Annotated in this window: 12 protein-coding genes and 1 pseudogene; 7 read left to right on the top strand and 6 right to left on the bottom strand. The window is 55.6% G+C overall.

Annotation, left to right across the window (positions count from 1 at the left end; translation table 11 throughout):
* Positions 1-103 precede the first annotated feature (103 nt).
* On the bottom strand, positions 104-715 hold the full coding sequence (locus GOB82_RS03520) for a recombinase family protein (RefSeq protein ID WP_166119778.1): 612 nt from the start codon (positions 713-715) through the stop codon (positions 104-106).
* A gap of 351 nt (positions 716-1,066) precedes the next feature.
* On the opposite strand from GOB82_RS03520, the gene GOB82_RS03515 reads away from it, so the two are divergent.
* Both GOB82_RS03515 and GOB82_RS03510 read left to right on the top strand, forming a co-directional pair.
* Positions 1,067-2,866, top strand: a complete 1,800-nt coding sequence (locus GOB82_RS03515; RefSeq protein ID WP_242007177.1) for a Hint domain-containing protein — start codon at positions 1,067-1,069, stop codon at positions 2,864-2,866.
* A gap of 192 nt (positions 2,867-3,058) precedes the next feature.
* Positions 3,059-3,499: a hypothetical protein gene (locus tag GOB82_RS03510; RefSeq protein ID WP_166119776.1), complete on the top strand. Its 441-nt coding sequence runs from the start codon at positions 3,059-3,061 to the stop codon at positions 3,497-3,499.
* Positions 3,500-3,912: 413 nt separating this feature from the next.
* On the opposite strand, the gene arsC is transcribed toward GOB82_RS03510, so the two are convergent.
* Together arsC and GOB82_RS03500 are read right to left on the bottom strand one after the other, a co-directional pair.
* On the bottom strand, positions 3,913-4,263 hold the full coding sequence (gene arsC / locus GOB82_RS03505) for an arsenate reductase (glutaredoxin) (protein ID WP_166119774.1): 351 nt from the start codon (positions 4,261-4,263) through the stop codon (positions 3,913-3,915).
* A 55-nt stretch (positions 4,264-4,318) separates the two neighbouring features.
* Positions 4,319-4,780: an Lrp/AsnC family transcriptional regulator gene (locus GOB82_RS03500; RefSeq protein ID WP_166119771.1), complete on the bottom strand. Its 462-nt coding sequence runs from the start codon at positions 4,778-4,780 to the stop codon at positions 4,319-4,321.
* Between the two features lie 118 nt (positions 4,781-4,898).
* Here GOB82_RS03500 and GOB82_RS03495 point away from each other — a divergent pair, with 118 nt between their 5' ends.
* Positions 4,899-6,371, top strand: coding sequence for an aminotransferase class V-fold PLP-dependent enzyme (locus GOB82_RS03495; RefSeq protein WP_166119769.1), 1,473 nt, complete (start codon positions 4,899-4,901; stop codon positions 6,369-6,371).
* A 178-nt stretch (positions 6,372-6,549) separates the two neighbouring features.
* On the top strand, positions 6,550-8,229 hold the full coding sequence (locus tag GOB82_RS03490) for a SulP family inorganic anion transporter (protein WP_166120380.1): 1,680 nt from the start codon (positions 6,550-6,552) through the stop codon (positions 8,227-8,229).
* 5 nt (positions 8,230-8,234) lie between these two features.
* Here the strand turns inward: GOB82_RS03490 and GOB82_RS03485 are convergent, their stop codons facing one another.
* Together GOB82_RS03485 and GOB82_RS03480 are read right to left on the bottom strand one after the other, a co-directional pair.
* Entirely contained in the window at positions 8,235-9,017 is a 783-nt protein-coding gene (locus GOB82_RS03485; protein ID WP_166119766.1) for a sulfite exporter TauE/SafE family protein, read from the bottom strand.
* 52 nt (positions 9,018-9,069) lie between these two features.
* Positions 9,070-9,996 (bottom strand): MBL fold metallo-hydrolase, encoded by a 927-nt coding sequence (locus tag GOB82_RS03480; protein ID WP_166119764.1) that lies wholly within the window; start codon positions 9,994-9,996, stop codon positions 9,070-9,072.
* A 108-nt stretch (positions 9,997-10,104) separates the two neighbouring features.
* Here GOB82_RS03480 and GOB82_RS03475 point away from each other — a divergent pair, with 108 nt between their 5' ends.
* The 3 genes from GOB82_RS03475 (at position 10,105) to GOB82_RS03465 (ending at position 11,737) form a co-directional block, all read left to right on the top strand.
* Positions 10,105-10,764 carry a peroxiredoxin gene (locus GOB82_RS03475; RefSeq protein ID WP_166119761.1) on the top strand — a complete coding sequence of 220 codons (660 nt, stop codon included), beginning with the start codon at positions 10,105-10,107 and terminating at the stop codon, positions 10,762-10,764.
* Positions 10,761-11,183, top strand: coding sequence for an ArsR/SmtB family transcription factor (locus tag GOB82_RS03470; protein ID WP_166119758.1), 423 nt, complete (start codon positions 10,761-10,763; stop codon positions 11,181-11,183). The genes GOB82_RS03475 and GOB82_RS03470 overlap by 4 nt, the downstream gene beginning before the upstream one ends.
* A 215-nt stretch (positions 11,184-11,398) precedes the next feature.
* Positions 11,399-11,737: a hypothetical protein gene (locus GOB82_RS03465; RefSeq protein WP_166119755.1), complete on the top strand. Its 339-nt coding sequence runs from the start codon at positions 11,399-11,401 to the stop codon at positions 11,735-11,737.
* A 90-nt stretch (positions 11,738-11,827) separates the two neighbouring features.
* Here GOB82_RS03465 and GOB82_RS03460 read toward each other — a convergent pair.
* Positions 11,828-12,108 (bottom strand): annotated as a pseudogene (locus tag GOB82_RS03460) (IS5/IS1182 family transposase); the annotation flags it as partial.

Here is a 12,108-nt window from a genome sequence, read left to right as displayed (position 1 = left end):
AAGTATCCTGCAAACGGTTCTGGAAACATGCCGCACTCGTTTCAAGGCCGCAGACTCTGGCCCGGCTGGCAGGAAATGGTCCCAAGCATTTCCTGCCGGGACATTAAAGATGCGGGCTGGTTCTTTTTTTCATGTTGTCAAGGCTGGATTGGCGGGCAAAGCGGGAGACAGTCGTCAGGCTGATCCCGAATGCATTGGCGACAGACTTCAGCGGTTCGCCTCCTAGCCGCCGGGTAATGATTTCCTGCTTTTCCACGGCGGTCATTTTGGACGGTCGTCCCATACGCTTGCCTTGGGCAATGGCTCTGGCACGCCCTTCTGCCGTGCGTATTTTAATCAGATCCCGTTCGACATCTGCCAAACCAGCCAGAACGGCAAGCATAAGCCTTCCTGTACTGGTATTCGTATCAGCCCAAGGTTCTGAAAGAGAGTAAAAACAGGCACCCTTTTGTGTAATATTCTGGACAATTGAGAATAAATCAAAGGTACTACGTGCCAGACGATCGATGCGTGTCACGACGACTGTATCGCCTTTTTTGATACAATTTATCATTTTACGAAGTTGTGCACGCTGCGCCTTCGCGCCACTGATTTTTTCGCAAAATATTTTCTCGCAGCCGGTCTTTTTTAGGGTTTTCATTTGCATATCAAGGGTTTGGCCTGTTGTGCTTACCCGTGCGTAGCCAATTTTACGGCGAATTTCATTTTTTTTCATAACTCTCAAACGTCATATAAAGGAGATTCGGTATTATTTTTAATCCTGATTAATGGGAACGCAATTCCCAAGGTGAACCTCGTTAAAAATACGTGAACACATATATATTAATTTGCTCCGTTAAAGCAAGCAAAACATGAATTACCTTTGAGAATATTAATTCCTGGAAATTTTCATTAATCAGGAATTAAAAAAATGTCGACATACATCTGGACTGGCGCTGCAAACGACGGAAACTGGAGCGACGTCAGAAACTGGCAAATCTCCGGCTCTTCTGCCCCTCCTTCTTCTCCGCCAGGTCAGAATGATGCTGTACAGATTGGTTCATCGTCCGGTAGTCCGGCGTTTAACTTGAGCCCGTCAAGTATTCCGCAGGTACAGTCTATTCAGGTTTATGCTGGTTCTACGCTGACAATTTCTTCTCCCATCCAGGTACAAACAGTTACTGACAGTGGCGGGACCATTAATTTTGCCAGTGGTGCTTCGGGCAACAATATTACGCTCAATGTCAATTCCGGTACCACGAACATTGCAAGCTCTGGCATCCAGCTGACTCAGGCCGCTGTGCAAAGTGCTGGCACGCTGGCGGTTAATAATCTTACCAATTATTCAATGAGCAACATCAACGTGTTTGGTGGCACGTTTGAGTTGAACAATACGTCGCTTTCCGGTTTCAGCGGCAGCAATGTGCAGAATAATGGACAGATTGTTCTGAATAATGGTTCCAACATGACTGTGAGCAACCTGCAGTGTCAGGTTACAGTTAACAGTGGATCTACCCTTGCGCTCACCGGGAACTATAACAGCGGTGCCCATGTGGTTTACGGCACAGGGACCGGCAACACCGTTTTGGTTTCCTCCGGTGCGTCGCAGACAAACCTCCCGATCTCCAATATTTCAAACGGAGACAAAATTGGCGTCAATGGCGCTACGGTCAGCAGTGCAACCTATTCTGATTCAAGCGGCTCCGGGCCGATTGTCCTTCACACCACCTCTGGGCAAACATACACATACAGTGATGTGACCTATGGCTCTGATGTTGTCAGAGGGACGAGCTTCAGTGCTGGGATCCAGGGTGGTGATGCCGTGATCTGCTTCCTTTCCGGCAGCATGATCCGTACACCGGCAGGGGATGTCGCCGTTGAGGATATCGAAATTGGTGATCAGGTTCTTGCGTTTGACTGGCAGAACAATCAGGACGTTGTCCGCCCTGTTGTCTGGGTTGGCAAGGCTTCTGCCAAAGTACGGGCTAGGCTGCCGGATGATGAAGCCGGATGGCCTGTTCGTGTCCTTAAAGACGCCATTTCCGATGGCGTGCCCTACAAGGATATGCTGATTACTGCCGAACATTGTCTGTTCTTTGAGGGCAGGTTTGTGCCGGTGCGTATGCTGGTGAATGGTGTGTCCATCTTCTACGACAAATCCATCACCTCTTATGATTACTACCATGTGGAAACGGCAGAGCACTCCGTGATCACAGCCGATGGTATGCTGACGGAAAGCTATCTGGATACAGGGAACCGCTCTTCCTTCCGGCAGGAGGGCAAGGTTGCCACGCTGCGCGCCACCGGCACCCGGAGCTGGAGCCATGATGCCGCAGCCCCCCTGTGTGTGGAACGCAGCTTTGTGGAGCCGCTGTTCCGCTATCTGGAAACACGGGAAGACCAGGTGGAAGGCTGCCAGACACCTGCCGTGGATGCCGTGCAGACAACGCAGGACCCGGGCCTGCATCTCGTGATGAGCAATGGCGCGGTGATCCGCCCCATCCGTCATCAGGGGCAGGACTACAGCTTCATGCTGCCCGCAGGCGTGGACTCTGTCCGGATTGTCTCTCGTGTCAGCCGCCCGAGCGAGGTCATTGGGCCGTTTGTGGATGACCGCCGTTCTCTGGGAGTTGCCGTCGGGGCGATCTGCTTCACGGATAGCAACCAGCGTCACCAGATCACCACGCATCTGGATGGCGGGGCTTCCGAGGGCTGGCATGATGCCGCGGGCGATTCCGGCTATGTCTGGACGAAGGGCAATGCCCTGCTGCCGCTGGCGGCCCAGACAGGTGGTGTCATGGGGATGCTGACCATCACGGCTGTGCCTGCCGAGCAGTATAGCGTGGCTCCTGTGCAGACTCCTGCGGCCCTGCGTCACTCCGCCTGAAATGTGAAGGTGCCAGTCTGTAAAAAAGGCTGGCACCTTCTTTCATGTCTGCCTATCAAGGCTCAGTTTGAGTGTTTGGTATGAAAGCCCGGTTTGTCCGGGAGGCAGGGTGATGACAGAAAATGAACAGTTTCTGGAAGTCTTTCTCAGAAACGCCTCTGGTAGATACATGATTTTTCAGGGGCGTGTGCGATGAGTGGACGCTGTCTCATCCCAACGGACCCCGATGTGCATTTGCTCAGCAATACCGGCGCTGTCATCCGACCGATGCGGCGGGAAGGCGTGCGATACAGCTTCATGCTTCTGGCCCGCATCCGTTATGTCTGGATCATGTCCCGCGTGATGCGGCCGGTAGATGTGTTCGGTCCAGTGGTAGGAGATCAGCGGGTTCTGGGTGTGTTTGTGGGGAATATGACCTTTGCGAGGGATAAAAGACCTGTAAACGTAAGGGTTTTTCTTGAGAAGATACAGCCGGAGGGCTGGTATGAGCCCAGCCTCTCGGGGTGTGCCTGGACAAATGGACGGGCCCTGCTGCCTCTGGAAGAAAGTGCTCAGGGTGCTATGGGCATTCTCTCCTTCGATGTCCGGGCAGGCGGCCCCTATAGCGTGGGGAATTCGGATCAGAACGGTTGATATGGCGATCACGCCCGCGCGTATCGCGCGTATATTGTGATACGCAAATTCGGGATGATGTCTCTGCAGAATCATATGATTTTCGGACGTAAGGGTGCGGCGGTTCTCTGATTGAGAGAACGCCTGTGTGTGTCGCGCATGTTGAGCGATATAGGATGTACGGCGTGTCTGGTTCTGGTGGCGTCTTTACTGGCCAGTCAGATATCTTGTCTATGCTGAAAGCTGGAAAGATATTCAGAAATATCGTCTCAAAATAGAAAAGAATAAGATTATCACTGATAATCTTACGTGAAAGCACGTTCTCTGGGAATATGGGGAAAGCTTTACATAATAAATCGGAATGAAAAAATCGCGCCAGATGTTGAGTGCTGAAAGAGCGCCCCGCCCCGCTTTGCGCGGGGCAGGAAACTCGCTCAGGGGAGCAGGTCTTTTACAAGTTCTGCCGGGCGGCAGAGAGTCGTGCCTTTTTCGGTGATGACAATCGGGCGGTTGATCAGTTCCGGATGTGCCGCCATGGCATCCAGAATCTGGTCTTCCGTTACTGTCGGGGCATCCAGCTTCAACTCTTCATATAATGCGCCCTTCTGGCGCAGCAGGTCACGGGCGGGTTTGCCTGTCTGCCGGACCAGTTCAACGAGAGCCTCCCGGGTGGGGGGTGTCTTCAGATACAGGATAATCTCCGGTTCAATCCCGGCGTCCTGAATAAGGCCCAGAACAGTGCGGGATGTACCGCAGGCGGGATTGTGATACAGTGTGACAGTCATGAAAATCTCCTTGCTAGCAGTAAGAAAATGGGTTGCTGAATCAGAGAGAGCCCCCTTAGACAGGCAGGGGGCGGTTATCCGCGATGGCTTCCATGGCCATGTAGGATGTGACGGTATCGATGTCGATTTTTTCGATCATTTTCCGATATATCGCATCAAACGCGTTCATATCCCGCGCAACCACTTTCAGCATGTAATCATACTCCCCGGCTATCCTGTAAAAATCGACGATATTGGGGATGGAAAGGATGATGTGCCGGAAGTTCTGAAGCCACTCCTGCGAATGGTGGCGGGTCTTGATCAGGACCAGCACTGTCAGGTCCAGCTCTATTGCGGCCCGGTCCAGACGCAATGTTTCTCCCTGCAGTATCCCTGCGGCCCGCAGCGCCTGCAGGCGGCGCCAGCAGCTATTCTGGGACATGCCGACCCGCTCAGCCAGATCTCGCTGGGAAAGCGATGCATCCTGCTGCAAAGCGCGTAGAATAGCGCGATCAAAACTATCGAGTTTATAGGACATGCCCGATCATATGATCGAACTGAGGGCGATTCAATCATGAAATAGGGAATCTTTTTTGATGCGATCCATTTTACGATTGGCACCGCATCCTGCTTTCCAGCCTTCATGGTTCCCGATTATGATCACATCGTCTCCCGAGAATTTTTTTACCGATTTTGCCGCAGCACTTCGCGGTGGGGAGCATATTGCCCGCCTGCGTGCTGATCTGGTGGGGGATCATGTGACCATCCCCGGTCCGTTCGGCCCGAAAACTTTGGTCTATGCGGATTATGTGGCGTCCGGCCGGGCTTTGGGGATGATCGAGCAGGCCGTGATGACGCAGGTTCTGCCGTATTATGCGAACAGCCACACGGAGGCTTCGTTCTGCGGGCAGGTCATGAACCGCATGCGGCATGAGGCCCGGCAGATCATTGCCCGGCTGTGCGGCGCGGAACAGGGTTTTGCGACCATTTTCACCGGGAACGGTGCAACGGCTGGCCTGAACCGCCTTGTGCATCTGCTGGGTGTGCGGGATGCCGTGCGTGCCGGAGCGCGTCCGCTGGTGCTGGTTGGACCGTATGAACATCACTCCAATATTCTGCCCTGGCGCGAAAGCGGTGCGGAGCTTGTCGAGATTGCGGAGGCGCTGGAGGGCGGACCGGATTTGGCCCAACTGGAAGCCTGTCTGGCCGGGGCTGAGGCGGGGCGGCTGGTTATCGGCGCTTTTTCCGCAGCTTCCAATGTAACGGGTATTGTGACAGAGACTGATTCTGTCACAAGAATTCTCAAAAAATATGGCGCGAAAGTTGTCTGGGATTACGCGGGGGGCGGCCCGTATCTGCCGATTGACATGAAGGCAGGAACAGATGCGGAAAAAGATGCTGTTGTGGTGTCAGCGCACAAATTCATTGGTGGCCCAGCAGCGTCCGGGGTGCTGATTGTGCGTGAGGCGGCGGTAGCCACGCAGGAGCCCACGCTGCCGGGTGGTGGCACGGTGCGGTTTGTCTCCCCATGGGGGCATGAGTATTCTGCCAGCGTGATCGTGCGGGAAGAGGCCGGAACACCCGATGTGGTGGGGAATATTCGCGCGGCCCTGTGTTTTCTGGTGAAAGAGGCCATCGGGGCGGATTTTATGGCGCAGCGGAATCAGGCGCTGTATCAGCGGGCCTCTGAGTATTGGCAGGGGAGCCCGTATCTGGAAATTCTAGGGTCTTCTCAGGCAAAACAGCATCTACCCATTTTCTCGTTTCGTGTGCGAGATGCTTCAGGCGCACGTGTGCATCATCAGTTGTTTACCCGGATGCTGTCAGACCTGTACGGTATTCAGGCGCGCGGAGGCTGTGCCTGTGCGGGACCATACGCACACCGGCTTCTGGGCGTGGAGCAGGAGGAGTCTATGCGGATGCAGGGAGCGATCCGCGCAGGGCAGGAAGTGGAAAAACCGGGTTGGGTGCGGCTGAATTTCAGTGTTCTGATGGATGATGCCAAGGTGGCATATATTCTGGAGTCCGTGCGTGAACTGGCTGAAAATGCCAGCGTCCTCATGCAGTCTTACACCTGTGACGTGAAGACGGCGCGTTTCCGTTATCATGAGGCGCTGGCGGCGGAATAAAGCGCGGGACGAAACCAGCCCTTCCGCCCCGGCGCGGTTTGTGTCCGGTTGCCTCTGGCTTTGGGGCTGGGCTGGTCAGTAAACTGGGTTGCCCGGCAAATCCGGCAAATAAGGTGACGAAAGCCGGGAATGGCTGCAAAAGGCTCTGATGGACCAAGAGACCATTGGAGTGGATGCAATGCTGAAGAGCCTGTTCAGGGCAGGAGCCCAAGGTGTGCGGGGCGGAGTTCTGCGGGCCGGGGTGCTGCGGGATAGCCTGGCGGGGCTTTCTCTGGCCTGCATGAATATTCCACAGGTTCTCGGCTATGCCCGTATTGCCGGCATGCCAGCCGTCACAGGGCTGTATACGGTTCTGCTCCCGCTGGTGGCGTTTGCCTGGGCGGGGTCTTCACGGCATCTGGTGGTGGCGGCAGATTCCGCAACGGCCGCTATTTTTTCCAGTGCGCTGGGGCGTATGGCACCGCCGGGCAGTGCCCATTACATGGCGCTGGTCAGCATGGTGGCACTGCTCAGTGCGGTGTGCCTGCTGGTGGCGCGGCTGTTCCGGCTGGGGTTTCTGGCAGATTTTCTGTCCCGCACGGTGCTGGTCGGGTTTATGGCCGGAGTGGGGTTACAGGTTGGTATCGCCATGGCGTATGACATGCTTGGCCTGCATGGTGTGGCACATAATCCGCTTTTGCAATGCTTCGATCTGTTAAAGGCCCTGCCGCATATGGTGCCGCTGTGTGCCGGAATTTCTCTGGGGGTGTATGCCCTGTTGTTCGCGGGGGCAAAGCTTGCGCCGCATAAGCCTCTTGCTTTGCTGGTTGTAGGGTGCAGTATTTTTGCAAGCTGGGCGTTGGGGCTGGAGGCGCGGGGGGTTGCGCTGGTGGGGCCGCTTTCTGGCGGACTGCCCTCTTTGTCCCTGCCTGATGTGAGCTGGAATGACACGCTCAGCCTTCTTCCTGTTGCGGCATCCTGTGTTTTTGTGATTATTGCGCAAAGTGCGGCCACATCCCGTGCATATGCCTGGGAATTTCAGGAAACTGTTGATGAAAACAGGGATATTCTTGGCCTCAGTCTTGCGAATGCGCTGGCGGGGCTGAGCGGAACTTTTACGGTCAATGGCAGCCCGACACAGACAGCCATGGCGGTGCAGGCTGGCGCGCGCAGCCAGCGGGCGCAGCTTGTTTTTGCCTGTGTGACCCTGATTGTCCTGCTGTTTTTCACGGCACCACTCCACTATCTGCCACGCTGTGTGCTGGGCGCGATTGTTTTCAGTGTTGCAATGGGAATGATCGATCTACGGGCACTCAGGCGGATCCGGCAGGAAAGCCCCGGTGAATTCGGTCTGGCGCTGATAACCATGGCTACTGTTGTGGGTGTCGGGGTGGAGCAGGGTATTCTGGTGGCCATCATGCTCTCTCTTTTCCGGCATGTTCGGCATAGTTATGAGCCACATACTATGGTTTTGCAGGAAGATGCCCATACACATCTTCTGGAAGCAACACAGGTGAAAGCGGGCGTTGAGACTGAGCCGGGGCTGATAGTATATCGCTTCTGTGCGGATCTGTTTTATGCAAACTGCAATCGCTTTTCAGAGGATATCCGGTTTCTGATCAACACGGCGCACGCGCCTGTCTGTTGTATTGTGGTGGATGCCTCCGCCATTACGGATATTGATTATTCTGCGGCCAGCCTGCTGCGGGATGTTTTGAGAGAGTTACAGGCAAAGCCGGTTCATATTCTGTTTGGCAGGGTTAATCCGTTTTTACGCGCGGATATGGACCGGCACGGGATCAGTGCTGTTGTGGGAGCGGACAATATCTACACTCAGCTCCATACCGCCATTGCCGCGGCGCGCGCATATACGGTCTGAAGGAATTATCCGCCGTACAGGCTCTGCCAGATCATGTAGAGGGCCACGAAGAAAATCACGCAGGCAAAGAAAATCGTCAGGGCTCCTCTGGATTGCGCCAGAGAGCGTGCCACCCGTGTTCCCAGCAGGCTGCCTGCCGCTCCGCCCAGAATGAACAGTCCGGCCAGAGACCAGTCAATATACCCGGAAAACATGTAACTGATAGCCGTGCTCAGCCCGAAAGCCGAAACAGCCACCAGTGAGGTACCAACTGCATTCAGGATCGGCATGCCGGTAGAGGCAATCAGACCCGGTACAATCAGAAACCCCCCGCCAATGCCGAAAAAGCCTGACAGAAGACCGGTTCCTGCGCCAAACCCTGCAACTTTCGCAGCATTGTCACGGTTGCAGCTTGCGCCGGGGCAGCCTTCGTTTCTGCATCCGCGCAGCATGAGAATCCCCACACCAATCATCAGAATGGCAAAGCACAGAAGAAGTTTTTTGCCATCAACGGCTTTTCCAAGAGCCGCGCCGAGAAAAGCCCCCAGCACACCGCATGAGGCAAAAATGGCCGCGCACCGCCATTTGACAGTGTGAGCACGCGCATGCTGCCCAAGTCCCACCAGTGCATTGATCGCAACAGCCAGTGCGCTGGTGCCAATGGCGACATGCGGATTGGAAACACCCACCAGATACACCATGAGCGGCACAGCCAGAATGGAGCCGCCGCCGCCAATGAGCCCGAGAGTAAAACCAACCAGAGAGCCGGAGAAAAGTTCCAGACCGGTCTGCACAAGGGGAGTTGTCATTCTGTAGGGTGTGCCTCAAAAAACGGAGGAGGAGCGCTGCCGGACTAACCGCTCAGAGTGTGTTGACGGGAATCTTGATGTAGCTGACGCCGTTTTCTTCCGGTTCCGGCATATGTCCCCCGCGCATGTTGATCTGCACGGATGGCATGATGAGGTTGGGCAGAGAGAGGGTTGCGTCCCGCTTTGTGCGCATGCTGACAAAATCCTCTTCCGGCACGCCGTCATGCACATGGATATTATGCCTGCGCTCGGCCCCTACTGTGGTCTCCCACGCGAATTCCGAGCGGCCCGGCGCCTTGTAGTCATGGCACAGGAAGAGGCGTGTCTGTTCCGGGAGGGAAAGCAGGCGACGGATGGAGTGATACAGCGTCCGGGCATCCCCGCCGGGGAAATCCGCACGGGCGGTGCCATAATCGGGCATGAACAGTGTATCGCCAATAAAGGCGGCATCGCCGATCACGAAGGCCATGTCTGCCGGAGTATGGCCGGGAACATGCAGGCTGATGGCGTTCAGGGAGCCGATCTGGAAGCGGTCACCATCATGAAACAGGTGGTCGAACTGTGAGCCATCCCGCGCAAAGCTGGTCCCTGCATTGAAAATCTTGCCGAACACGTTCTGCACACGGGTGATATCAGCCCCAATGCCCAGTTTCCCGCCAATCTGCTCCTGTAGCCAGGGGGCGGCGGAAAGATGGTCCGCGTGGGCATGGGTTTCCAGTTGCCAGATGACGTTCAGGTCGTTCTCCCGCACGTACTGCACAATTTTCCGGGCAGAGTCGTAGCGGGTGCGACCGGAGGCAGGGTCATAGTCCAGAACGCTGTCCACCACGGCGGCGGCCTTTGTTTCCGGGTCATGCACCACATGGCTGGCGGTAAAGGTTGCGTCATCAAAAAAGGTTTTGACGATAGGCCGTTTGTCTGGAGCGCGTTCAGCCAGCAGGATCTGTTCCGCGGCCGAGGCAACAGAGGCATCCGTCATGGGGAGCATCCTTTTTAGTTTATGGATTAACTTAAGAATGTATATTCGTTTTCATTAAATATGAAACCATCTTGCGTCAAGAAGAGCAATCCGCGTAAGTAACGCAGCATGAGCGATCCTACGTTTGAAGCCTGTTCCTTTTCTCAGGCGCCGTCTCCCCTCAGGATTGGAGATACGGCCCCCGATTTCGTGGCGCGGACCACGCAGGGTGACCTGACGTTAAGTACCCTTCGCGGGCACTGGGTGCTGCTGTTCTCCCATCCTGCGGATTTTACGCCGGTCTGTACCAGTGAATTTATTGCTCTGGCGCGCGCGGAGCCGCAGTTTCGCGCCATGAACTGTGCGCTGGTCGGGCTTTCGGTCGATAGTCTGCCCTCTCATCTGGCGTGGGTGGATGCCATCCGGGCACAGTTTGGCGTGGTGATCCCGTTCCCTGTGGTGGAAGATCCGTCCATGGCCATCAGCCGGGCCTATGGCATGCTGGACAGCACCGCCCGGAGCAGTGCCACGGTGCGGGCCGCCTATATGATAGACCCGGATGGCATTGTGCGGGCCATAACATGGTACCCCATGACAGTCGGGCGCTCCGTGGCCGAACTGGTGCGCCTGCTGGCGGCCCTGCAACGGGTTGCGGTAGGGGATGTGCTGGCCCCGGAGGGATGGATGCCGGGAGAGGACGTGGTGAAGCCCACCCCCCAGAGGCAGGAGGCTGTGGCGGAAGCTGGCCCGGCATGGTTCATGGTGCTCCGGCCGGATGAGAAGGTATGAGCAGCCTTTCTCTCGCTATGGCGAAGCAGCTTGTGGAGCGGCTCAAGCTGTTTGCCCAGCCGCAGAGGCTGATGATTCTGGATGCCCTGCTGGATGGTCCTCTGGCTGTCAGTGAACTGGAAAGCAGAACAGGCATTGGCCAGCCGACCCTCAGCCAGCAACTGGGCACGTTACGGCGGGCGTCCGTTATTCTGCCTCGCCGCGAGTCCCGGGCCATTTACTACAGTCTGGCGAATGATGATGAAATGCTGCGAGCGCGCGCCTTGATCGGCCTTTTGCAGGAAGACCGCGTAGCTGCGCCACTTTTGCAAAAAGTGTCGGCACGGCGCACGGGCTCATCACCGGGAGTGAAGGCGCAGGAAGAGGGGGGCGCGCAATTTGCCTTTATCCGCTCCGGCCTGCCGTCCATAACGCCCTGATATCCTGTCCTACGAGGTGGTTTGAACCTTGCTCGTCCGGCTGCTATCGTCAGGGCGGGAACATAACCACAGGATTGTGTTCTGCCTGCTTTTGAAAGTCACCTTCAGGTTGATCCGTAGTGCCAGATAAAGATGTTGTCAGAGCCAGTCTGGTGCCAGAGGGTCTCCCGCCCCATGAGGCACAGTTTCTGCTTGCTGAAGAAAAACCGAAGAAGGTGGAGCGGCTGAAAACCAGACTGGTGACGGCTGGCCAGAAAGCTGGGTCTTTAGGGAGGAGGGCTGTTGAGAAATACACCCCGAAAAGAATAATCCCGAAAGAATTCCTTAAGAAATATAAACCCTATATTGAAAAAGCCGTTCTGATGGTGGCCGTTGCGGCTGCCAGTGAAGTGCTCAACGACCGCGAAAAAATGGAAGCGGTTTACATGTGGGTGTTGAAACTGGTGCCCTCGTCTGTCCGCCTGTTTCTGCCGGAAAAACTTCTGTTCAACACGCTCTGGTATGTAAAAGATGGAGGGATCGAAGAACCGTTGATTGATGTGCTTGGCCAGTAATTTCTGGGTTTTGGCGATTTGATTGACGGTTTTCTGGAGAGCTTTTGATCTGCGTTTTGAGCAGATCAGGGGCTGCCCCCCGCTGGATTGCTATGCATTCGCGCTGATCCGCTCCAGGAAGAGGAAACGGCGCATATTGTAGACGATATTGGCGAGCCCGATCCTCATGGTGGCTCGGGTGATACCGACGGTCCGGATGAAGAGCCCCGTCTGTGACTTCTGATCGGCAAAGACATGCTCGACACGCGAGCGGATCACCGACTTTCCAGCATTGGATTTCTGGATATGCCTGGGCATAGGCTTGAGATGCGGTTTCTTCCTGTGAACCTTCGAGACAAAGCCCTCCTTTTCCATGAAGTCTTCATTGGCCT

The sequence above is a fragment of the Acetobacter farinalis genome (assembly GCF_011516935.1).
GTDB lineage: Bacteria > Pseudomonadota > Alphaproteobacteria > Acetobacterales > Acetobacteraceae > Acetobacter > Acetobacter farinalis.
The sequence above is the reverse complement of the archived record's forward strand: the minus strand, read 5'-3'. Positions and strand labels throughout refer to the sequence as shown.

Excerpts from the sequence above, each read along its gene's own strand:
- GOB82_RS03470 (WP_166119758.1), top strand. The coding sequence starts at position 10,761 with ATGAGCAGCCTTTCTCTCGCTATGGCGAAGCAGCTTGTGGAGCGGCTC.
- arsC (WP_166119774.1), bottom strand. The coding sequence starts at position 4,263 with ATGACTGTCACACTGTATCACAATCCCGCCTGCGGTACATCCCGCACT.
- GOB82_RS03495 (WP_166119769.1), top strand. The coding sequence starts at position 4,899 with ATGATCACATCGTCTCCCGAGAATTTTTTTACCGATTTTGCCGCAGCA.
- GOB82_RS03510 (WP_166119776.1), top strand. The coding sequence starts at position 3,059 with ATGAGTGGACGCTGTCTCATCCCAACGGACCCCGATGTGCATTTGCTC.
- GOB82_RS03500 (WP_166119771.1), bottom strand. The coding sequence starts at position 4,780 with ATGTCCTATAAACTCGATAGTTTTGATCGCGCTATTCTACGCGCTTTG.
- GOB82_RS03475 (WP_166119761.1), top strand. The coding sequence starts at position 10,105 with ATGAGCGATCCTACGTTTGAAGCCTGTTCCTTTTCTCAGGCGCCGTCT.
- GOB82_RS03490 (WP_166120380.1), top strand. The coding sequence starts at position 6,550 with ATGCTGAAGAGCCTGTTCAGGGCAGGAGCCCAAGGTGTGCGGGGCGGA.
- GOB82_RS03480 (WP_166119764.1), bottom strand. The coding sequence starts at position 9,996 with ATGACGGATGCCTCTGTTGCCTCGGCCGCGGAACAGATCCTGCTGGCT.
- GOB82_RS03485 (WP_166119766.1), bottom strand. The coding sequence starts at position 9,017 with ATGACAACTCCCCTTGTGCAGACCGGTCTGGAACTTTTCTCCGGCTCT.
- GOB82_RS03520 (WP_166119778.1), bottom strand. The coding sequence starts at position 715 with ATGAAAAAAAATGAAATTCGCCGTAAAATTGGCTACGCACGGGTAAGC.